Raw genomic sequence first — 20,125 nt, 5'->3', positions numbered from 1 at the left:
CGATCATCTGCCCCCAGGAGGCGGTCGGCGTGTCGCTGTCTCATACTCACCGCAAACCCAACGCCGGGCTACTGACGCCGCAGCGCGCGCTCCCGCTGCCTGGCCCACAGATACTTCTGGGCCAGCAGCGTGAGCGTGCCCGCGACCACGATCCCGGCCAGGTTCAGCAGCAGTTGCTGCGTCGAGCCCCACATCTGGTCGATCTCGCCGTAGCCGAGCGCCACCGCCGCGTTGGCCGCGGCCGGCACCGTGGTGACGGAGATCGCCACGCCGACCAGCGCCCCGGACTTCGCCGAGGTCAGCGAGAGCGTTCCGGCGACCCCGGCGAGCAGGGCCACGACGAAGGAGAACATGTCCGGCTTCCAGATGAAGTCGGTGTTCGGCCGCGGCCGCTCCAGCTGATCCTTGGAGAACAGCCCGAAGGCGTCCATGAGCACGCCGAAGCCCGTCGTCAGCACCATCGCCACCGCGAACCCCACGACCAGCGCGATCAGCGAACGCGCCGCGAGCCGCGGGGCCCGCTGGACCAGCGCGGTGGACAGCCCGGCCAGGGGGCCGAACTCCGGGCCGACCGCCATCGCGCCCACGATCAGGATCGCGTTGTCCAGCACCACACCGCAGGCCGCGATCATCGTGGCGATGGCGAGGAAGGCCAGAAAGGTGACGGAGAGCGTGGACTCCTCGTGGGTGGCCTCGGCCAGGTGCTCCCACAGGACGGCGTCCGCGCCCTCGCCCGGCGCCTCCTCCTCCGCCTTGTCGGCGCGCTTGGACAGCGACAGATCGATGTTCTCGACGGCGATCGAGCCGTAGGTGTCCACGCCCAGCGCCCGCAACTCGCCCAGCAGGGCGTCGCCCGCCTCGCGCGCCACATCGACCAGCACCACGTCCCCCGCCGGGTTGCGCGCGACACCGGGCATGACCACGAGGTGGGTGGTGCCCACCGTGTGCTCCACGGTGCGCACCACCTCGTCGGTGCGGTCGGCCGGGACGATCAGCCGCAGATGCAGCACGGTCATGCTCCCGTTCGGGTCTCAGAGGTTCGGGTCTCAGAGGTTCGGGTCGGTCTCAGAGTTTGCGCAGGGACAGCCGCTGGACCTTGTGGTCCGGGCCCTTGCGGAGCACCAGCGTGGCGCGGCCACGGGTGGGCGCCACGTTCTGCTGCAGATTGGGCCGGTTGATGGTGCGCCACATCATCCGGGCGTAGTCCAGCGCCTCGTCCTCGGAGACCTGGGTGTACTTGCGGAAGTACGAGGACGGGTCCTGGAAGGCCGTCTCGCGCAGCTTGCGGAAACGGCCCAGGTACCAGCGCTCGATGTCCTCGCCGCGGGCGTCCACGTACACGCTGAAGTCGAAGAAGTCCGCGAGGCCGACGCGCGTGAGGCCGTCGTTGCCGGGCAGCGCGGGCTGGAGCACGTTCAGCCCCTCGACGATCAGGATGTCGGGGCGGCGTACGGTCAGCCGCTCGCCCGGCACGATGTCGTAGATGAGGTGGGAGTAGACGGGCGCCGAGACCTCCTCCTTGCCCGCCTTCACATCCGCGACGAACCGGGTCAGGGCCCTGCGGTCGTACGACTCGGGGAAGCCCTTACGGGACATCAGGCCGCGCCGGTGCAGCTCGGCGTTGGGGTGCAGAAAGCCGTCGGTGGTGATCAGCTCGACGCGCGGATGCTCGGGCCAGCGGGCCAGCAGCGCCTGGAGCAGCCGGGCGGTGGTGGACTTGCCGACCGCGACGCTGCCCGCCACGCCGATGACGAAGGGCGTACCGGGCTGGGTGCCGTTGCCCTTCTTGGTGTCGCCGAGGAAGGTGTTGAGCGCGCCGCGCAGACTGCCGGTGGCGGCCACGTACAGATTCAGCAGCCGGGAGAGCGGGAGGTAGACGTCCCGTACCTCGTCGAGGTCGATGACATCGCCGAGGCCGCGGAGCCGCTCGACCTCCTCGGCGGTGAGCGGCAGCGGGGTCTTGTCCCGCAGCGCGCTCCACTCGGCGCGGGACAGATCCACGTACGGGCTCGGCTCGGGCCGCCGTGGAGTGCGGGGAGGGTGCTGGGGGTGCTGGGGGTGTGAGTCGTGCTCCGGGTGCGCGGGGTGCGCGTCCTGCGCGGGAGACGTGATCATCCTCTCATTGTCGGGGCTCGGCGCGGGCGTGTGGGGGCGGGCGGAGCGTGGGGTCCATCACGCGTGGCGTTCGCGTGGCGTTCACTACATACGGCTTTCGGTCAGCCGAGCAGGACGCCGCCCTTCGTGGTCGCCGGGACGGTCCGGGAGGTGTCGGGCGCGGTGACCTTCACCGGCTTCCCGAACGCGGACAGCGTCACCGTGGTCGTGACGGACACCGTCGCCATGCGGTAGGTCATCTTCAGCCGCACCAGCCGGCCCTGGCGGTCCACCCAGGCGTCGGCGAACACCGGCAGGTCGGTGCCCTGAAGATCCCGCATCTTCTCGGCGCCCTTCCGGGGCTTGCCGGCGAGGCGCAGGGTGAGGGTGGCGTGGTCGATCGAGCCGCGGTACCGGGTGGTGAGGGCTCCGCCGACGGTCTCGTTGGTGCTGAACCGCTCCGCCTTGCGCATCGCGGAGATCTGGCGGAGATAGTGCTCGGGGTCGTTGAGCGGGGCGCGGAGCAGATAGTGGGCCTCGACCTTGTCGCGCGCGACCGAGCCCCAGGTGCCGTCGTCCGTGCCCTGGATCTGGCTGAGGTAGATGGTGTCGCCGTCGAAGATCTCGTCGACGTGGTCGATCGCGCCCCCGGGGAAGTCCACCGACAGCTTTCCCTTGTCCTTGGCCAGGTCGAAGGGGCCGTCGACGGAGATGGTGTACCGGGTCTCCCCTTCGGCGATCGCCACGGTCTCGTGGATGTCGGCGCTCGTGCCGCGGACCTTCGCCACGGCGGCGCGGACGGCTTCGGTGGCCGTCTTTCCGGGGTCCTTCTTCGCGGCGGACTTCGTATCGTCCTGCTCGTCGGAGGAGCATCCGGTGGCGAGTGCGAGCAGCGCGGTCGCGGTGGCGCAGGCTCTGAGGGCATGGGTGGTGGCGCGGCGCAAGATTCCCCCCTGAAAGATGAGATGGGCGGCCTCCCGGCCGCCCATGCGCATTATGCATCGCCTATACATCGCCTACGCACCGCCGTGGATGCCGGACGTGCGACGGATGACCGGCAGGTGGCGGATTGCGGGTGGGGGGTGGCTCGCGGGTGCGGCCACGGGCCGTACGCTGCACTGCATGTGCGGAATCGTTGGTTATGTGGGAGGGCAGTCCGCCCTCGATGTCGTCCTCGCCGGGCTGAAGCGGCTCGAATACCGCGGCTATGACTCGGCGGGCGTCGCCGTGCTCGCCGACGGTGGGCTGGCCGCGGCCAAGAAGGCCGGCAAGCTCGCCAACCTGGAGAAGGAGCTCGCGGACCGCCCGCTGCCCAGCGGTGGTACCGGCATCGGCCACACCCGCTGGGCCACCCACGGCGGCCCGACGGACGCCAACGCCCATCCGCACCTGGACAACGCGGGCCGGGTGTCCGTCGTCCACAACGGCATCATCGAGAACTTCGCCGCGCTCCGCGCCGAGCTGGCCGAGCGCGGCCACGAGCTGGCCTCCGAGACCGACACCGAGGTCGTGGCGCATCTGCTCGCCGAGTCCTTCTCCTCGTGCGGCGACCTCGCCGAGGCGATGCGGCAGGTCTGCCGCCGGCTGGAGGGCGCCTTCACGCTGGTCGCGGTGCACGCGGACGCGCCCGATGTGGTGGTCGGCGCGCGCCGCAACTCGCCGCTGGTCGTCGGCGTCGGCGAGGACGAGGCGTTTCTTGCCTCCGATGTGGCCGCGTTCATCGCCCACACCCGCGAGGCCATCGAGCTCGGCCAGGACCAGGTCGTCGAGGCGCGCCGGGACGGTGTGACGGTCACGGACTTCGACGGGGCGCCCGCGGAGGTCCGTACGTACCACGTGGACTGGGACGCCTCCGCCGCCGAGAAGGGCGGCTACGACTACTTCATGCTCAAGGAGATCGCCGAGCAGCCGAAGGCCGTCGCCGACACGCTGCTGGGGCGGATCGACGTGGCGGGGAACCTGACGCTGGACGAGGTCCGGATCCCGGCGTCGGTGCTGCGCGAGGTCGACAAGGTCGTCATCGTGGCCTGCGGCACCGCCTACCACGCGGGGATGATCGCGAAGTACGCCATCGAGCACTGGACCCGTATCCCCTGCGAGACCGAGCTGGCCAGCGAGTTCCGCTACCGTGACCCGATCCTGGACCGGCGGACGCTGGTGATCGCCATCTCGCAGTCCGGCGAGACCATGGACACGCTGATGGCCCTGCGGCACGCGCGGGAACAGGGCGCGAAGGTGCTCGCCATCTGCAACACCAACGGCTCCACGATTCCGCGCGAGTCCGACGCCGTGCTGTACACCCACGCCGGGCCCGAGGTCGCGGTCGCCTCCACCAAGGCGTTCCTCACCCAGCTGGTGGCCTGCTACCTGGTGGCGCTGTACCTGGGGCAGGTGCGCGGCACCAAGTGGGGCGACGAGATCCAGTCCGTGATCCGCGAGCTGTCCGAGATGGGCACCCAGGTCGAGCAGGTGCTGGAGACCATGGAGCCGGTGCGGGAGCTGGCGCGGACGCTGGCGGACAAGAACACCGTGCTGTTCCTGGGCCGCCACGTCGGCTTCCCGGTAGCCCTGGAGGGCGCGCTCAAGCTCAAGGAACTCGCTTATATGCACGCCGAGGGCTTCGCGGCCGGTGAGCTCAAGCACGGGCCGATCGCGCTGATCGAGGAGGACCTGCCGGTCGTGGTGGTGGTGCCCTCGCCGCGTGGCCGGTCCGTCCTGCACGACAAGATCGTCTCCAATATCCAGGAGATCCGGGCGCGCGGCGCCCGGACGATCGTCATCGCCGAGCGCGGCGATACGACGGTGGCCCCGTACGCGGACCACCTGATCGAGATCCCCGCCACCCCGACCCTGCTGCAGCCCCTGGTCGCGACCGTGCCGCTGCAGGTCTTCGCATGCGAACTGGCCACGGCGCGCGGCAACGAGGTCGACCAGCCGCGCAACCTGGCCAAGTCGGTGACCGTGGAGTGAGCGGTGACTGTGGGGTTCGTGGGGTTCGTGGCGACCGTGGAGTGAGCGGCCGATGATCATCGGGGTCGGCATCGACGTGGCCGAGATCGACCGCTTCGACGATGCGCTGCGGCGCACGCCGGGGATGGCCGACCGGCTGTTCGTCCCGTCCGAGCTGACCCTGCCGAGCGGCGAGCGGCGCGGGATCGCGTCGCTCGCCGCCCGGTTCGCGGCCAAGGAAGCCCTGGCCAAGGCGCTGGGCGCACCCGGCGGGCTGCGCTGGACCGACGCGGAGGTGGAGACGGAGGCCAGCGGGCAGCCACGGCTGACGGTGCGCGGGACGGTGGCGGCGCGGGCGGCGGAGCTGGGCGTACGGGCGTGGCATGTGTCGCTCAGCCATGATGCGGGGGTCGCGTCGGCGGTGGTGATCGCGGAGGGGTGAGCGGTTGCCCTGCGGGTGTGTGGGGGTGCGCCTCGGGTGCGTGGTGGGTGCCGGGGGCGTGGCCTCCGGGGCTGTCACCCTGGACCGCATATTTACGGCGCCGGTGCCCGGAAGCGCGGAGTGGGCCGGAACTTGGCGCCACAAATACACGTAAGCGTCCAGGGCGCCACCCCTGCACCCCCACCCCCTCCCGCCGCTCGGCGGCTCTCCGCCGGTGGCCCCTATGACAACGTGTCGGCGACCACGGATGCCGCTTCCGCGAGCAGCCTGTCGTCGGGTTCGGCGTCCTTCTTGCCGCGGTGCGACAGGATCGCGATCACGATGGGGGCCGAGTCCGGGGGCCAGACCACGGCGATGTCGTTACGGCCCCCGTAGTAGCTGCCGGTTCCGGTCTTGTCGCCGACCACCCAGCCCTTGGGCACACCGGCCCTGATGACCTTGTCGCCTGTCGTGTTGGTCCGCAGCCATGTGGTGAGCTGCGCGCGTTCGCCCTTGGCGAGGACGTCCCCGAGGACAAACGCGCGCAGGTCTTTCGCGAACGCCCGCGGCGTCGTGGTGTCCCGTAGCTCGCCCGGCACCCATTCGCTCAGATCCGGCTCGGGGCGATCCATCCGGGTGACGTCGTCGCCCAGCTTCTCGAGTGTGGCGTCGAGGGCCTTGGGCCCGCCGAGTTCCTTGAGGATCAGGTTGGCCGCGGCGTTGTCGCTGTAGCGGACGGCGGCGTCGCACAGCTCGCCCAGGGTCATCCCGGTGTCCACGTGCTTTTCGGTCACCGGGGAGTTGGCGACCAGCACGTCCTTGGAGTACGTGATTTTTCGGTCCATCCCGCTGAGCGAGAACTTCTTCAGGGCGGCACCGGCCGCCATCGCCTTGAAGGTGGAGTTGTAGGCGAAGCGCTCGCCGTCGTTGTACGCCACCTCCCGGCCGGTGCCCGTATCGATGGCGTAGACGCCCAGGCGCGCGTCGAACTTGCGCTCAAGGTCCTTGAATTCGCCGATGTACGGCTTCGCGGGAGAGGCCGCCTTTTTGGCCGGCGGCGGCGATGAGTCCGCGGAATCGCCCTGGCCGCAAGCCGCGAGCGGGACGAGGGTGAGCGTGGCGAGCACACCGCGAAGGGCGCGCCGGGCACGGGTGTGCCACATGTTCCATACCTCCTGGTTGGCGACAGGACGACTGCGAGCACCCTCGCCTCCCCACGGCTATGCGGTCCAATACGCTTGAGTGGCCTTTCATGCTGATACGACATAGGGGTTGGGCGCCGTGGATCTGGTGGGAGCGTGTCGCGCGTTCGTCAGCGTGAGCGAGCGCGGCAGTTTCACCGTCGGAGCGGCCGCCGCCCGGATGTCCCAGCCGGTGGCCAGCCGCCGTATCGCCGCCCTGGAGGAGCGCTTCGGTGAGCAGCTGTTCGAGCGCACCTCGCGGCGGGCCGTCCTCACGCCCTTCGGCCGCGACATGCTGCCAACGGCCCGTCAGCTCGTCCTGGCCGCAGACGTACTGGAACACGAGGCGGCCACCGCCAAGCGCAAACCGTGGCGGCTGGCGGTGCCCGGGATCTGCTCCACCGTCGACCTCGCCCGCCTGGTCGCCGACGCGCGGGCGCACGGCGTCACTCTCGAACTCCGCGTCGGCCCGCCGCCGCGGCGGCTGGAGCTCATCCACTCCCAACAGGTACGCGCAGCCCTGCTCCCCGTACCGCCGGACGAGGCGACATGGTCCGTACCGCTCGGACTGGCCGGCGCCCAGGACCCCGGCGTGACCCGCGTCTACCTCGACACCCTTCGGATGGGCCGGGCCGACCCCGAACCGGCCCGCCGTATCTGGATCCAGCCCGAGGACGACGCCCCGCACCTCCGCGACCCCCTGACGAGGCTGCGCGACGCCCTCGGCCTGCGGCCCGTACAACTCGCCGTCGCCACCGACCTCACCACCGCTGCGGCGGAAGTGCTGTGCTCGCGCGACCTGTTGCTGTGCTCGCCCGCGCAGGCCCGGGAACTCTCCTTGAGCTGGCGCCCCCTCGGAGACATCACGCTCACCCGGGGGTACGCCCTCACCGCCGCCGGCGACGCACAGCAGATACGGGAGCGCCTGGGTGACGCGATCGCACGCTGCCTGGGGGCTGAGGGGACGGTCGCATGACCGAGGCGCTGCTCCGCGAGATGCGCGGGCGACTGCACGACGGTGGCCTGCGCGGGTATCTCCTCGTACGGGATCTGCACACCGGCGAAGAGCTGGGCATCGATCCGGATGTCCAGCTGCCGTCCGCGTCCCTGGTCAAGGTTCCGCTCGCGCTGGCGACGGCGGAGCGCATCCGGCGTGGCGAGCTCGACGGAGCCACGATGCTCGACGTGCGACCCGGGCGGATCACCACGCCCGGCCCGACCGGGCTGAGCCGATTCCGCCACCCCGCCCGGATCGCGATCGACGACCTGCTCTATCTGTCCACCTGCATCAGCGACGGAGCGGCCGCCGACGCGCTGTTCGACCTCACCCCGCCCGCCCAGGTCTCGGACCTGCTCCACGAGCTCGACCTCCACGGCATCACCGTCCGGCACATCACGGACGAGCTGAGTGACACGCCCGTGGAACGCTTCGACACCACACAGGCACATCTCGCCCACGCCCTCGCCATCGACGCCGGCACCCACGGCCGTGGACACCGGGTGCCACAGCTCGACACCACCCGCGCCAACACCGGCAGCGCACGCGCCTGGGCCGAACTGCTCCAGGCGCTGTGGACGCCGTCGACGATCCACCCGGACGTAGCCGAGCGCGTGCGCGGCCTCATGGCCCACAACGTGCTACGCCACCGCCTCGCCCCGGACTTCGGCTCCGACGCCACCACCTGGTCCTCCAAGACCGGCACCCTCCTCAACCTCCGCCACGAAATCGGCGTCGTCGAGCACTCCGACGGCCAGGCCTTCGCCATCGCCGTCCTGACCGAGTCCCTCGTCCCCGCCATCACCCAGCCCGGCGCCGAGGCCCTGATGGCCCAGGTCGCCCGGACGCTCCGCGACCACCTGCGGCAGCTGTAGGCGCGCTGGTTGAGCAATATCGTCGGCAGCCGCGCGAATGGTGCGGACTGTTTCGGGGGTGTGGCGTGTACAGCTTCTACCTGTTCGAGGGCTCCTGCTGGCAAGGCGGCGGCGGTTGGGAGCACCTTGAGGTGTGCAACAACCTCGAAGAGCTCGACGCCTCGGTCGCGTACTACGTGCGCACGGGTTCGTGGGCGGCCGGCCATACGTTCGTGGTCAGGGTGTATCGCCAGGGCGAGCTGCTGGTCGAAAGGGAGCTTGAGCGGTTCCTGACGGTGAAGGTCCCCGGGCTGACGGCGATGCGGTCCGCCGAGGACGGGCGAGCGAGTGGTGGCGTACCGGAGCCCGGTGGGCCGTACGACGGCATGGACGGAGACGCCGTCTGGGAAGTGCTGCCCCAGGAGATGTACGAGATCGCGTCGGAATCCCCCGAGGCCATTGAGGTGACCGTCGACTGGGATGGCGTTGCCCTGCCGGAACTGGTCTCTCCGGTGCTGCCGACCGGGGTTGGCGTCACGCTCGACGGGCGCGAGTTGCGGTACGGCCGCAACTCGACGCTGGACGAATCCATCTGAGCTCCAGTCGAGGTGAGACATGGGCGTTCAGAGGTTTTCGCTCGACCTGTGGGAGGGCCTGGTCTGGGATGGGCCCGTTCACATACGACGCCGAGGCGAACATGGCGTACATCTACCTTGTCGAGGAGATCGGTCCAGGCGAAGCCGTCCGTCAGGAAATCGCTGGGGACGACATGACCGCAGTGCTCGATTTCGACGCGCAGGGACGGCTTCTGGGCGTCGAACTTTTCGACGCCAGGAGCCGGTTGCACCCCGATCTCATGGCCATCGCCGAGAAAATCGGGTGAGCCGCGCCCGCCCCCGGCTAACGCTGGGAGGTGTCCCCTGCACCAGACGCCGCTCGCGGCCGGAGCCCTCTTTGACGACGGACCCTAGAACAGTTTCACGTCCGTGCAGCCATGCCGGGCCGCGGACCGCTCCGCAAACTGCCGCAACGCTTCGCGGACGTACCCACGCTGCGGCTCGGGGTCATGGTCGTAGTCGCGGTAGTCGACCACGAAGACCGCCTGCCGCGGTGAGCCGGGGCAAGCCGCCTCGGCCCGGAAGAGGAAGTCCGTCCGCAGCGGCTTGGTCACCACCGAGTCGAGCTCCCTGCCGGTCTGCGTCTTCATGCGCTGGTCGTCCGCGAAGGTGCCGTAGTAGGAGGACAGACGGAACAGGGCCTCGCCCTTGGCGTCGATCAGCAGGCAATCTTCCACGGGCGCGCGACCTGCGGCCGTCTCATGAGCACGCGTGATCACCGAGCCCGGCTTGATGCCCGCGCATGTGCCGCCCGCCTCGGCGAGTGGTGGCGCCTCCCGGTACTTCGGCTTCCCGGAGTCGAGCGGCCCCACTCGCTGTACGCGGCTGCCGAAGCGGGCGTCGCAGCCGTACTCGCGAGCGGCGGCCTGCGCGGTCCGCGTCGCGAACCGGGCCAGCCGTACCCGTTGTGCCGCCTCTTCGTACGGCCGCGAACCCCAGCTGTGCACGAACAGCGTCAGGCTGTCTCCGGCGCGCGGACCGTCCGTGTTCCGGCAGTCGAGGACCACGGTGGTCGCGGCGCCATCGCCCGCGAGGTTCACCATGCCCGACCATCCCGCGCCGATCGGCACCGGGACCGTGGTGGTGAAGGAGCCGGGGTCCCGCCCGGACTCGATGTGCGGGCCCCACGCCTGGGACCGCCATTCCATCCGGACCACGGCCCGCTGCTGGTACCCGCCCGGACCGTCGAGCCAGCAGATGACAGGCGGGCCGGACCCATTCCGGTACTTCTCTCCGGCCGTTCTGTCGACCGCTCTGTGCTTGGTATCGCCGCTGACGTCGTCGGTGCCGAGCAACGCCCGTACCTCCCCGACGGCCACCGTGCCGTCGCACGCGTCGGCCACGGACTTCTCGTCCCGCCAGCGGTCGTAGCCGCCGCTGAAGTAGAACCATCCCGCCGCGCTGACGAGCAGCGCCAGCGCGATGCCGCCGTAGCGCATGGCCCGTCGCCGAATCGGCGTTCCCCGTTTCACCCTGGCACCTTTGCTCGACCTGTCGTGACCGCGCCACGGACGCTAGCAGGCCCCACTCGCTCGTCGGCGACACGCCCGCCCAGCGTCAGAAGGTGACGTCGGCGAGGCGCTGACCTGGCCCGTCGATCGCCTCAGCCCCGCGCGAGAGAACCCCCTGACGTCTGTCAGCGTCTGCCCTCTCACAAGATCACTGACGAGGCCTCACCAGGTGAGAGCGAGCCGATGTGACGCCGACCGATAGTTGGCCATCGCCCCGTTTCGACTGCCCAAGACAGGCCCAAGCGTCTGTCGGAGGCTCAGCCGCTCGTCTGAGTTCGGTGACCGGCGTCACATCCGGCTCCTGTCAGCAATCGGGGCGCCGTCTCGTTCAAGGGGCACGCGAACGAGACAGGAGCAACGCCATGAAGCATCGCATCGTCGTGCTCGGCGCTGGATACGCCGGGGCCTTCGCCGCCGGAAACCTGGCCCGCCGGCTCTCCCACGCCGACACCGGGATCACCGTCGTCAACGCCGTGCCCGACTTCGTTGAGCGGATGCGGCTCCATCAGCTCGCGATCGGCCAGAACCTGGCGTTCCGCAAGCTCACCGACGTATTCGCGGGCACCGGGGTGCGGCTGCGCCTGGCGCGCGTCACCGGCGTCGACCCCGAGCGCAGGACCGTCGCCGTGACCGGCGAGGACGGCGATGGCGAGCTCGCTTACGACACGCTTCTCTACGCGCTCGGCAGCTCCGTCGCCCACCATGGCGTCCCCGGCGTGGCCGAGTACGCCTTCGATGTGACCGGCCGGTCCTCGGCGCTGCGTCTGCGCGAGCGCCTGGCCGGTCTGGGCGAGGGCGGGGCCGTGCTGGTCGTCGGTGAGGGGCTGACCGGCATCGAGACCGCCACCGAGTTCGCCGAGTCGCGGCCCGACCTCTCGGTCGCGCTCGCCGCCCGCGGCGAGTTGGGCGCCTGGCTCTCGCCGAAGGCCCGCCGTCACCTGCGCCAGGCATTCGACCGGCTCAACATCACCGTCCACGAGCACACCGGCATCGAAGCTGTCGAGCCGACGCGGGCGATCGCCGCCGGCGGTACGTCCATCGCGGCCGACGTGACTGTGTGGTCGGCCGGGTTCGCCGTGCACCCCATCGCGGCCGCCAGCGGCCTGGAGGTCGCCGAGACCGGCCAGATCGTCGTCGACCGCACCATGCGCTCGGTCTCGCACCCGGACGTCTACGCCGCCGGTGACTGCGCCTACGCGATCGGCGAGAACGGCCGGCCGCTGCCGATGTCCTGCGCCTCGGCCGGCTTCACCAACATGCAGGCGACCGCCGCGATCATCGCGCGCCTGACGGGCAGCGAGGTCCCGGCCACCGGGCTGAAGTACCACGGCAACCACATCAGCCTCGGGCGGCGAGACGCGATCTTCCAGATGGTGGACGGGGACGTCCAGCCGAAGTCCTGGTACCTGGGCGGCCGGACCGCCGCGCGCCTCAAGTCGGGCGTGCTCAAGGGGGCCGGGTGGGGCATCGCCCACCCGACCTTCGGTATGCCGAGGCGCAAGCGCCGCCTGGCCACCGCGCCTGACCGGGCCGGTGTGAGAGCCGCCGCATAGGCTGCTCCGCATGGACAGCGCGGCCATCGATCGGTTCGAGGCCAGCCGGGGTCGGCTGGCCTCGCTCGCGTACCGTCTGCTCGGCTCGGCGGCCGACGCCGAGGACGCCGTGCAGGACACGTTCCTGCGCTGGCAGGCCGCAGACCGCGAACGGGTCGAGGTGCCGGAGGCGTGGCTGACCAAGGTCGTCACCAATCTCTGCCTCGACCGGCTCCGCTCGGCGCAGGCGCGCCACGAGCGCGCGGCCGGTGCCTGGCTGCCCGAGCCGCTCCTCGAGGGCGACCCGATGCTCGGCCCGGCCGACACCTTCGAGCAGCGCGAATCGGTGTCCTTGGCCGTACTGACCCTCTTGGAGCGCCTCTCGCCGGTCGAGCGGGCCGCTTACGTCCTGCGTGAGGCCTTCTCGTACTCCCACGCCGAGATCGCCGGGATCCTCGACATCACCGAGTCCGCGAGCCAGCAGCATGTCCACCGGGCCCGACGCCGGGTCGCCGCCGAGCGCCGCGGTGGCGACGAGGTGGACCCCGCGTCCGCGCGCCGGGTCGTCGAGGAGTTCCTCGCCGCCGCCGCGTCGGGGCGCACCGAACGGCTGGTGGCGCTGCTCACCGACGACGTGACGGCGGTCTCGGACGGCGCCGGACTGGCCAGGCGGCTGCTGCGGTACAAGACGCGCGAGCGCGTCGCCTCCTACGTGCGGGCCGGCTTCAAGCCCACGCCGGCGAAGCAGCGGCTGGCCGGAGGCTCTCCCGCGTTCCACATTGCGCTGGTCAACGGCTCCCCGGCCGTCCTCGCCGTGGTCGACGACCGGGTCGTGGGCGCCGTGGCGTTCGAAGTCAGCGACAGCAAGGTCGCGTCCCTGCGCGGCATCGCCGCCGCGGACCGGCTCGCGCGCCTCAATGAGGCCTGGCGGCAGCACGAACCCGAAGCACCGGTCATCAACGCATGGTGACCAGATCCACCGGAAACCAGTGACCTGAGGCGGAGCGAGGACGGCCCCCCTTCGGCCCCCGCGCTGCACAGCAGCACAGGGCCGAAGCACGTCGGTCTCCTGAGTCAGACTCGGCCATGCGGTTCGGGTCCCCGATGGCCAACTACGAATCGTCACGAAGGGCCGACCAGGGCGGATCCGAGCGCCCCTGGCCACCTATCGCTCGAAGTCACAGCTGACGGACAACGGCCGCCGGCAAGCCCTACTGCTAGGCGAACGCCTACCGGCCTTCTACTGCCGCGTGGATGGCGTCGTCCATCTGCCACCAGGAGAGTGTGAAGCCTTCCTCGGCGGGAGTGAGTGCTTGCGGCCCGCAGGTGAGGTGCCCGGCGTCGAAGAGGTGCACACGCGCCACCAAGGCGAAGGCGATGGCGTAGGGGCCCAGTGAGCGTCACTGCTGGGCGGTCATGAGGTTCCTCGGCTGTCCTCGGGCGCGGGGCTCTCGTCTTCGCTGTAGTCAGGCAGGCGCCTGCCCCTGCTCTCGGCTACTCGCAGCGCGTCGTGCAGCGCCTCGCACAGCCGCTGCGCGAGGAAGCGGAGCTCTGCGGCGTTTGCCTTGCGGTCGTCCAGCAGCGCGTGGGCGTGACCGAGGAGTTCTGTTCCCATGGACAGTTGCAGTGCCTCGATCTGGTCCGCTCGTCGGTTCAGAAGACTGTTGCCGTTGTCCGAGGACAGGTAGCAGGGCCTGCCCTCTGGGTTACGGCGCCGACGGGTCGTATGAGCGGCGGAAACCGTACTCACTCGTTCGAGGACACGGGCCATAAGGTGGTTCATGTTCATCAGCTCCCATCAGCTGGTGGGCCACGCCCCCGGACGTCGCACAACGTCGCGGGGGTCTTGCACCTGTGCCCACCAGTGCAGCGCGTCGGCGGGAGTCGTGGGCCGTTCGCGACCGGACGTTTGGGCGGACGTTTTCTCCTGACGGCGCATCCCTGATGTCGCTACGCTGAGTGTGCGGTCGTGCGCGTGGGGAGAGGTTGATGGCGGACAGCGGCGTCAGCAGGCTTGCGGGGTTGCGCAAGGCGGCGGGGTATACCCAAGTGACCTTCGTTGCCGCGTTCGTCCGCGAGGCCGCCCGGCTGTGCATCGACGCCTCGTTGAGCGTCCGCCAATTCCGGCGTTGGGAGCGCGAATCCCCTCCGCCGTTACCGCACCCGGGTCAACAGGCCGTGCTTGAAGCCATGTTCGGCCTTCCGCTCGCGGCGATGGGATTTGAAGTCCCTTCCCATAGGCGCATGACCGCCGAGTGGATCGGCGACGATGAAGAGGTGAGACGTCGAACATTCGTCACAGGATCAGGGGCGATCGCGGCATCGGCGATCCTCCCGAACCAGCACGGCCCCCGTATTGGCGCCAGTGAAGTGGCGGCGTTCCGCGCCCGGCTGGTCGAGCTCTATACCGTGGATCATCGCTCGGGAGGCGTTCCCGCGAAGGCGCGAGCCCGGCGGCTTGAGCAGTACATCACGCGTGCCCTGAGTCATAGCGTCTATACCAGCGGGGTCGGCCGGGATCTTCAGGCCATGCTTTCCGAGCTGCACAGCAATCAAGCCTGGTACGGCTATGACGGCGGGCCGATCGGGGAGGCACGCGCCGCCGCCGTGGAGGCATTGACCGCCGCCCAACTCATCGGTGACGGTCTCTTGCAGCTTTCTGCGTTGGAAACGCTCGTGTTGATCGACATCAAGGCGGGCCGGTTATGGGAAGCGGCGTCAGCGGTTGAGCATGCGTATGGCCTGGCCGGCAGAAATGGTGCCGGACCGACCGTGTATCTCGTGATCGCTCTTCGCGAGGCCAACGTGGCCACGCATGCTGGGGACACCACCGCCGCCCGGCGGGCACTCAGTCGCGCGCTCTCGTACCAGAGCCGCGCCGACATGGACGTAGAAGTACCGGACTGGGCCCGGTTCGCCGGCCCGATTGAGGTCGACTACGCCACAGCGGACATGTATGTGAGAGCTGGCGAACCACGACGTGCCGTGCCGTTTCTGCGTGCGGCTGTCGATGGTTTGGCAGGCGGTTATGCCCGCAACACAGCCTGGTACCGGTCCAAGCTGGCCAGCACGCTCCTCGACGCTGGTGAGGTCGAGGAGGCGTGCGCCGAGATGGGGATAGTGCTGGACGTCTACGGAGAGGTCGACTCGGACCGCCTCACCCAGCGCATTCACGCTTTCCAGAAGGCAGCCACGGCTATTGACACCGCAGCGGCGCGTGACACTTCCGCGCGCATCCGTGAGTCCACACGAGGAGGCTGTTGATGACCGTGTCGGAGACGATCGTTGTCGAGCGCATGGACGGCCCGGCTGCCGCGCAGGCCGAGGCGGAGTTCAGGCTCGTCTACGCTGAGGCCTTCGCGGAAGAGCCGTACGAGGAGACTCCGGGCTCGGTCGATGCGAACTTCCGGCGGTTCCGCTCACAGGTCCGCAAGGCGACCTTCCGCGGCGCCCTCGCCCGCACAACCGACGGCGAACCCGTCGGCATCGCCTATGGCTATCCGCTCAGCCCGAGCACCGGCTGGTGGGACCGGCTGACCACACCGGTGAGCGACGAGCTGCGCCGCGAGGACGGGCGGCGGACGTTCGGGCTGATGGAGCTCGCCGTACGCGCTCCGTGGCGCCGCCGGCATGTGGCCCGCCGACTGCACGAGGCGGTCCTGGCCGACTCCACCGCGGAACGGGTGTTGCTCAACGCGCGGCCAGATGTCGAGGCGGCACAGGCCGCGTACCGGTCGTGGGGGTACCGCAAGGTGGGGGAAGCGCACCCGTGGGATGGGGCCGACCTGCATGACGTGATGGTGCTGGAGCTGAACGAACTGGGCGGATAGCCGCGAGACGGCAGGAGGGGGTGGGGGTGCAGGGGTGGTGCCCTGGACGCTTACGCATATTTGTGGCGCCAAGTTCCGCCCGGCCCCGCGCTTCTGAGCGTCGGCGCCGTAAATATGCGGTCCAGGGTGACAGCCCCGGAGGCCCCGCCTCCGCACCCACCACGAACAGCAGGCGCACCACCCACACACCCGCACCCAAGCGCGCTCAGCCCAGCAGCACGTTCCGCCAGACCTCCGGCAGGGCCGTCGCCACGTCGTACGCGGCGATGGGCGCGCCGGTGGGGGCCGTGGCGTGGCGGGCGGCCAGGCCGTGGAGGTAGGCGCCGGTGGAGGCGGCGTCGTGGGGGGTCAGGCCGGTGGCGAGGAGGGAGCCGGTGAGGCCGGAGAGGACGTCGCCGCTGCCCGCCGTGGCGAGCCAGCCGGTGCCGGTGGGGTTGACGCGTACGGGGCCCGGGCCGGAGCAGACGAGCGTGGTGGAGCCCTTGAGGAGGACCGTCGCGCCGTAGCGGTTGGCCAGGGCGCGTACGGAGGCCAGGCGGCTTCCTTCCACCTCCTCGCGCGGGACGCCGAGCAGCGCCGCGGCCTCCCCGGCGTGCGGGGTGAGGATCGTGGCGGCGGTGCGGGAGCGCAGGTCGCCGGGCGGGAGGAGGCGGAGGCCGTCGGCGTCGACCAGGACGGGGACGTCGGAGGCGAGGACGTCGGCTAGGGACTGGCGGGCGGCCGCGTCGTCGCCGAGGCCGGGGCCGACCACCCACGCCTGGACGCGGCCCGCCTTGTGGGGCGGGCCGGAGTGGACGAGGGTTTCGGGGAAGCGGGCGATGACCGCCTCGGCGGCCGGGCCGACGTAGCGGACCGCGCCCGCCCCGCCGCGCAGGGCGCCCGCGACGGCGAGGACGGCGGCGCCCGGATAGCGGGCCGAGCCGGCCACGACGCCGACGACGCCGCGGCGGTACTTGTCGCTCTCCGCGTCGGGGCGGGGGAGGAGGGCCGCGATATCGCCGTGTTGCAGGGCCTCGGCGTCGGGGACGGGCGGCAGGTGGGGGGCCAGGCCGATGTCGATCAGGCGCAGCGCGCCCGCGTGTTCATGGGCGGGGTCGATGAGCAGGCCGGGCTTGTAGGTGCCGAAAGTGACGGTCGCGTCGGCGCGTACGGCGGGGCCGCGTACCTCGCCGGTGTCGGCGTCCACACCGCTGGGCAGGTCGACGGCGACCACGGTGCCGCGTACGGCCCGGGTCAGGCGTTCGGCGTCGGGGCGCAGACCGCCCTTGCCGCCGATGCCTACGATTCCGTCCAGGACCAGGTCGGCCTGGGTCAGGGCTTCCTCGGCGGAGGGGGCGTTGGCGGGGAGTGCGCTGCCGCCCGCGTCGCGCAGCGCCCGCAGCCCGCCCGCGTGGGCGCGGTCCGGCGCCAGCAGTACGGCCGTCACCCCGGCCCCGCGGCGGGCGAGGCGGGCACCGGCGTACAGGGCGTCGCCGCCGTTGTCGCCGCTGCCGATCAGGAGGGCCACCCGGGCCCCGTAGACGCGGCCCAGCAGCCCCGCGCAGGCGGCTGCCAGGCCCGCGGCCGCGCGCTGCATGAGCGCTCCTTGGGGCAGCCGCGCCATCAAGTCCCGCTCTGCGGCCCGTACGGTCTCGACGCTGTACGCAATCCTCATGGCGACCAGTTTCCCGGACCCTGCCCACACCCGCTGGGCGCCGCGGGCCTGAGAGACTGGCGCTGATGAACGAGACACCGATGCGTGCCCGTGCCGTGGTCGACCTGGCCGCCCTGCGGGCCAATGTGCGCGCGCTGCGCGCCGCGGCGCCCGGGGCCGAGCTGATGGCCGTGGTCAAGTCGGACGCCTACGGCCACGGCGCGGTGCCGTGTGCGCGCGCCGCGCGCGAGGCGGGTGCGAGCTGGCTGGGCACGGCCACGCCCGAGGAGGCGCTTGCGCTGCGCGCCGCGGGTGACAGGGGCCGGTTGCTGTGCTGGCTGTGGACGCCGGGCGGCCCGTGGCGGGAGGCGATCGAGGCGGACGTCGACGTGTCGCTGAGCGGGATGTGGGCGCTGCGGGAGGCCGTGGCCGCGGCCCGGGCGTGCGGCCGTACCGCGCGCGTCCAGCTGAAGGCGGACACCGGTCTCGGCCGCAACGGCTGCCCGCCCGAGGACTGGCCGGAACTCGTCGCCGCCGCGCGCGCCGCCGAGGCCGAGGGCACGGTCACGGTGACCGGCGTGTGGTCGCACTTCGCCTGCGCGGACGAGCCGGGGCACCCCTCGATCGCCGCGCAGCTGGAGGCGTTCCGGACGCTGCTGGCACAGGCGGAGCGGGTGGGGCTGCGCCCGGAGGTGCGGCATATCGCCAACTCGCCGGCGACGCTGACCCTGCCCGAGTCGCATTTCGACCTCGTACGGACCGGGATCGCGATGTACGGGATCTCGCCGAGCCCCGAGGTCGGCCATCCGGGCGACTTCGGGCTGCGGCCGGTGATGACGCTGGTCGCCTCGCTGGCCTCGGTGAAGCGGGTGCCGGGCGGACACGGCGTGTCGTACGGGCACCGCTACATCACCCCAGGCCCGACCACGCTCGCGCTGGTGCCGGTGGGCTACGCGGACGGGATCCCGCGGCACGCCTCGGGGACCGGTCCGGTCCTGGTCGCGGGAAAGTGGCGGACGGTCGCGGGCACGGTGGCCATGGACCAGTTCGTGGTGGACCTCGGCGGGGACGCCGCGGCGCCGGGGGACGAGGCGGTGCTGTTCGGGCCGGGTGACCGGGGCGAGCCGACCGCGGAGGACTGGGCGCGGGCGGTCGGCTCGATCGCGTACGAGATCGTCACCCGGATCTCGGCGCGTGTGCCGCGCGTTTATGTCGGTCGGACCGAGGGCACAGGGAACTGACCATGGAAGGCGACAGCACGGCAGAGACGGCGGCACGGGTGGCGGCGGGGGCAACGGCCGTGGGGTGGCGTCGCGGTGCGGGGTTCGCGGGCGTCGCGATCGGCGTCGTCGCGGCCGGCGCGGCTGTGGGCGTGGGGCTCGAGCGGCTGACGGTGGGCCGTGGTGTACGGCGCAAGGCGCGTCTTGAGCTGGACGCGGCGGGCCCTTTCGGCACGCTGCGTGGCACCCCCGGTACGGCGATCGCCGACGACGGCACCGAACTGCACTACGAGGTCGAGGACATACAGCCGCAGGCGCCGGCGCGCCGTAAGCGGCTGTTCGGGCGGCGCACCCCCGCCCCGCTCACGGTGATTTTCAGCCATGGCTACTGCCTGGCCCAGGACTCCTGGCACTTCCAGCGGGCGGTGCTGCGCGGGGCGGTCCGGGCCGTCTACTGGGATCAGCGCTGCCATGGCCGGTCCGCGCGCGGCCGGGCCCAGATGGAGGGCGTCCAGGTCACCATCGACCAGCTCGGCCGCGATCTGAAGGCCGTGATCGACGCGGCCGCGCCCGAGGGGCCGCTGGTGCTGGTGGGGCACTCCATGGGCGGTATGACGATGATGGCGCTGGCCGCGCAGTACCCGGAGCTGGTGCGGGAGCGGGTGATCGGCGCGGCCTTCGTGGGTACGTCGTCGGGCAAGCTGAGCGAGGTCAGCTTCGGTCTGCCGGTGGTCGGGGTGAACGCGGTGCGGCGGCTGCTGCCGGGCCTGCTGAAGGCGCTGGGCTGGCAGGCGGAGCTGGTCGAGCGGGGGCGACGGGCCACGGCCGATCTGTTCGCGGGCGTGATCAAGCGCTATTCGTTCGGGTCCAAGGACGTGGACCCGGGCGTCGCGCGGTTCGCGGAGCGGCTGATCGAGGCGACGCCGATCGATGTGGTCGCGGAGTTCTACCCGGCCTTCGTCGAGCACGACAAGGCGGAGGCGCTGCCGGTCTTCGACGAGCTGCCGGTGCTGGTGCTGGCGGGCGACAAGGACCTCATCACCCCGATGGAGCACAGCGAGGCCATCGCGGAGGTGCTGCCCGGCGCGAGTCTGGTGATCGTCGAGGAGGGCGGACACCTGGTGATGCTGGAGCACCCCGAAGAGGTGAACGGACATCTGATCGACCTGCTGGCGCAGGCCGCCGGCACGGACACCACGCGGGCCGCGTCCGGCGGGAGCGGGAACGGCCGACGGCGCTCGGCGCGCGGATAGCTGCCCTGCGGCGCGCGGGCAGCCGCCCCCGTC

General features: G+C 71.1%; 20 protein-coding genes. 12 read left to right on the top strand and 8 right to left on the bottom strand.

Annotated elements, in window-relative coordinates:
• Positions 1–68: 68 nt before the first annotated feature.
• The 3 genes from ACWDSL_RS27715 to ACWDSL_RS27705 form a co-directional block, all read right to left on the bottom strand.
• Positions 69–1,010 (bottom strand): DUF389 domain-containing protein, encoded by a 942-nt coding sequence (locus ACWDSL_RS27715; RefSeq protein ID WP_450489853.1) that lies wholly within the window; start codon positions 1,008–1,010, stop codon positions 69–71.
• A 55-nt stretch (positions 1,011–1,065) separates the two neighbouring features.
• Positions 1,066–2,115, bottom strand: a complete 1,050-nt coding sequence (gene coaA / locus ACWDSL_RS27710; RefSeq protein ID WP_450489849.1) for a type I pantothenate kinase — start codon at positions 2,113–2,115, stop codon at positions 1,066–1,068.
• A gap of 101 nt (positions 2,116–2,216) precedes the next feature.
• Positions 2,217–3,038: a hypothetical protein gene (locus ACWDSL_RS27705; protein ID WP_450489847.1), complete on the bottom strand. Its 822-nt coding sequence runs from the start codon at positions 3,036–3,038 to the stop codon at positions 2,217–2,219.
• A gap of 178 nt (positions 3,039–3,216) precedes the next feature.
• Here ACWDSL_RS27705 and glmS point away from each other — a divergent pair, with 178 nt between their 5' ends.
• Positions 3,217–5,064, top strand: a complete 1,848-nt coding sequence (gene glmS / locus ACWDSL_RS27700; RefSeq protein WP_450489845.1) for a glutamine--fructose-6-phosphate transaminase (isomerizing) — start codon at positions 3,217–3,219, stop codon at positions 5,062–5,064.
• Positions 5,065–5,116: 52 nt separating this feature from the next.
• Positions 5,117–5,485 carry a holo-ACP synthase gene (locus tag ACWDSL_RS27695; RefSeq protein WP_089509669.1) on the top strand — a complete coding sequence of 123 codons (369 nt, stop codon included), beginning with the start codon at positions 5,117–5,119 and terminating at the stop codon, positions 5,483–5,485.
• A gap of 221 nt (positions 5,486–5,706) precedes the next feature.
• On the opposite strand, the gene bla is transcribed toward ACWDSL_RS27695, so the two are convergent.
• The gene (gene bla, locus ACWDSL_RS27690; protein ID WP_450489843.1) at positions 5,707–6,627 is read right to left on the bottom strand and encodes a class A beta-lactamase; all 921 of its coding nucleotides are present in this window, start codon (positions 6,625–6,627) and stop codon (positions 5,707–5,709) included.
• Positions 6,628–6,745: 118 nt separating this feature from the next.
• Between bla and ACWDSL_RS27685 the strand changes: the two genes are divergently transcribed.
• From ACWDSL_RS27685 to ACWDSL_RS27670, 4 genes are all read left to right on the top strand, one after another.
• Positions 6,746–7,621, top strand: coding sequence for a LysR family transcriptional regulator (locus ACWDSL_RS27685; RefSeq protein ID WP_450489841.1), 876 nt, complete (start codon positions 6,746–6,748; stop codon positions 7,619–7,621).
• Positions 7,618–8,517 carry a serine hydrolase gene (locus tag ACWDSL_RS27680; RefSeq protein WP_450489839.1) on the top strand — a complete coding sequence of 300 codons (900 nt, stop codon included), beginning with the start codon at positions 7,618–7,620 and terminating at the stop codon, positions 8,515–8,517. The genes ACWDSL_RS27685 and ACWDSL_RS27680 overlap by 4 nt, the downstream gene beginning before the upstream one ends.
• Before the next feature lie 65 nt (positions 8,518–8,582).
• Positions 8,583–9,092, top strand: coding sequence for a hypothetical protein (locus tag ACWDSL_RS27675; protein WP_450489837.1), 510 nt, complete (start codon positions 8,583–8,585; stop codon positions 9,090–9,092).
• A gap of 101 nt (positions 9,093–9,193) precedes the next feature.
• Positions 9,194–9,379, top strand: coding sequence for a DUF2283 domain-containing protein (locus tag ACWDSL_RS27670; RefSeq protein ID WP_450489835.1), 186 nt, complete (start codon positions 9,194–9,196; stop codon positions 9,377–9,379).
• Between the two features lie 84 nt (positions 9,380–9,463).
• Here the strand turns inward: ACWDSL_RS27670 and ACWDSL_RS27665 are convergent, their stop codons facing one another.
• Positions 9,464–10,585 carry a hypothetical protein gene (locus tag ACWDSL_RS27665; protein WP_450489833.1) on the bottom strand — a complete coding sequence of 374 codons (1,122 nt, stop codon included), beginning with the start codon at positions 10,583–10,585 and terminating at the stop codon, positions 9,464–9,466.
• Between the two features lie 401 nt (positions 10,586–10,986).
• Here ACWDSL_RS27665 and ACWDSL_RS27660 point away from each other — a divergent pair, with 401 nt between their 5' ends.
• The gene (locus ACWDSL_RS27660; RefSeq protein ID WP_450489831.1) at positions 10,987–12,177 is read left to right on the top strand and encodes an NAD(P)/FAD-dependent oxidoreductase; all 1,191 of its coding nucleotides are present in this window, start codon (positions 10,987–10,989) and stop codon (positions 12,175–12,177) included.
• Positions 12,178–12,187: 10 nt separating this feature from the next.
• Positions 12,188–13,126: a sigma-70 family RNA polymerase sigma factor gene (locus ACWDSL_RS27655; RefSeq protein WP_450489829.1), complete on the top strand. Its 939-nt coding sequence runs from the start codon at positions 12,188–12,190 to the stop codon at positions 13,124–13,126.
• 259 nt (positions 13,127–13,385) lie between these two features.
• On the opposite strand, the gene ACWDSL_RS27650 is transcribed toward ACWDSL_RS27655, so the two are convergent.
• Together ACWDSL_RS27650 and ACWDSL_RS27645 are read right to left on the bottom strand one after the other, a co-directional pair.
• Positions 13,386–13,520, bottom strand: coding sequence for a hypothetical protein (locus ACWDSL_RS27650; protein ID WP_450489827.1), 135 nt, complete (start codon positions 13,518–13,520; stop codon positions 13,386–13,388).
• Positions 13,521–13,570: 50 nt separating this feature from the next.
• Positions 13,571–13,906 (bottom strand): hypothetical protein, encoded by a 336-nt coding sequence (locus ACWDSL_RS27645; protein WP_450489825.1) that lies wholly within the window; start codon positions 13,904–13,906, stop codon positions 13,571–13,573.
• Positions 13,907–14,145: 239 nt separating this feature from the next.
• On the opposite strand from ACWDSL_RS27645, the gene ACWDSL_RS27640 reads away from it, so the two are divergent.
• The gene (locus tag ACWDSL_RS27640; RefSeq protein ID WP_450489823.1) at positions 14,146–15,420 is read left to right on the top strand and encodes a hypothetical protein; all 1,275 of its coding nucleotides are present in this window, start codon (positions 14,146–14,148) and stop codon (positions 15,418–15,420) included.
• Complete coding sequence (locus ACWDSL_RS27635; protein ID WP_450489821.1) at positions 15,420–15,986, top strand: GNAT family N-acetyltransferase; 567 nt, start codon at positions 15,420–15,422, stop codon at positions 15,984–15,986. Before ACWDSL_RS27640 ends, ACWDSL_RS27635 begins: the two co-directional genes overlap by 1 nt.
• 205 nt (positions 15,987–16,191) lie before the next feature.
• Here the strand turns inward: ACWDSL_RS27635 and ACWDSL_RS27630 are convergent, their stop codons facing one another.
• On the bottom strand, positions 16,192–17,640 hold the full coding sequence (locus tag ACWDSL_RS27630; protein WP_450489819.1) for an NAD(P)H-hydrate dehydratase: 1,449 nt from the start codon (positions 17,638–17,640) through the stop codon (positions 16,192–16,194).
• Between the two features lie 65 nt (positions 17,641–17,705).
• On the opposite strand from ACWDSL_RS27630, the gene alr reads away from it, so the two are divergent.
• Both alr and ACWDSL_RS27620 read left to right on the top strand, forming a co-directional pair.
• A complete protein-coding gene (gene alr / locus ACWDSL_RS27625) occupies positions 17,706–18,860 on the top strand; it encodes an alanine racemase (RefSeq protein WP_450489818.1) in 1,155 nt (384 codons plus the stop codon).
• Between the two features lie 2 nt (positions 18,861–18,862).
• Positions 18,863–20,092: an alpha/beta fold hydrolase gene (locus ACWDSL_RS27620; protein ID WP_450489816.1), complete on the top strand. Its 1,230-nt coding sequence runs from the start codon at positions 18,863–18,865 to the stop codon at positions 20,090–20,092.
• Positions 20,093–20,125: the final 33 nt, after the last annotated feature.

It is taken from the genome of Streptomyces sp. NPDC000941, assembly GCF_053599555.1.
The sequence above is the reverse complement of the archived record's forward strand: the minus strand, read 5'-3'. Positions and strand labels throughout refer to the sequence as shown.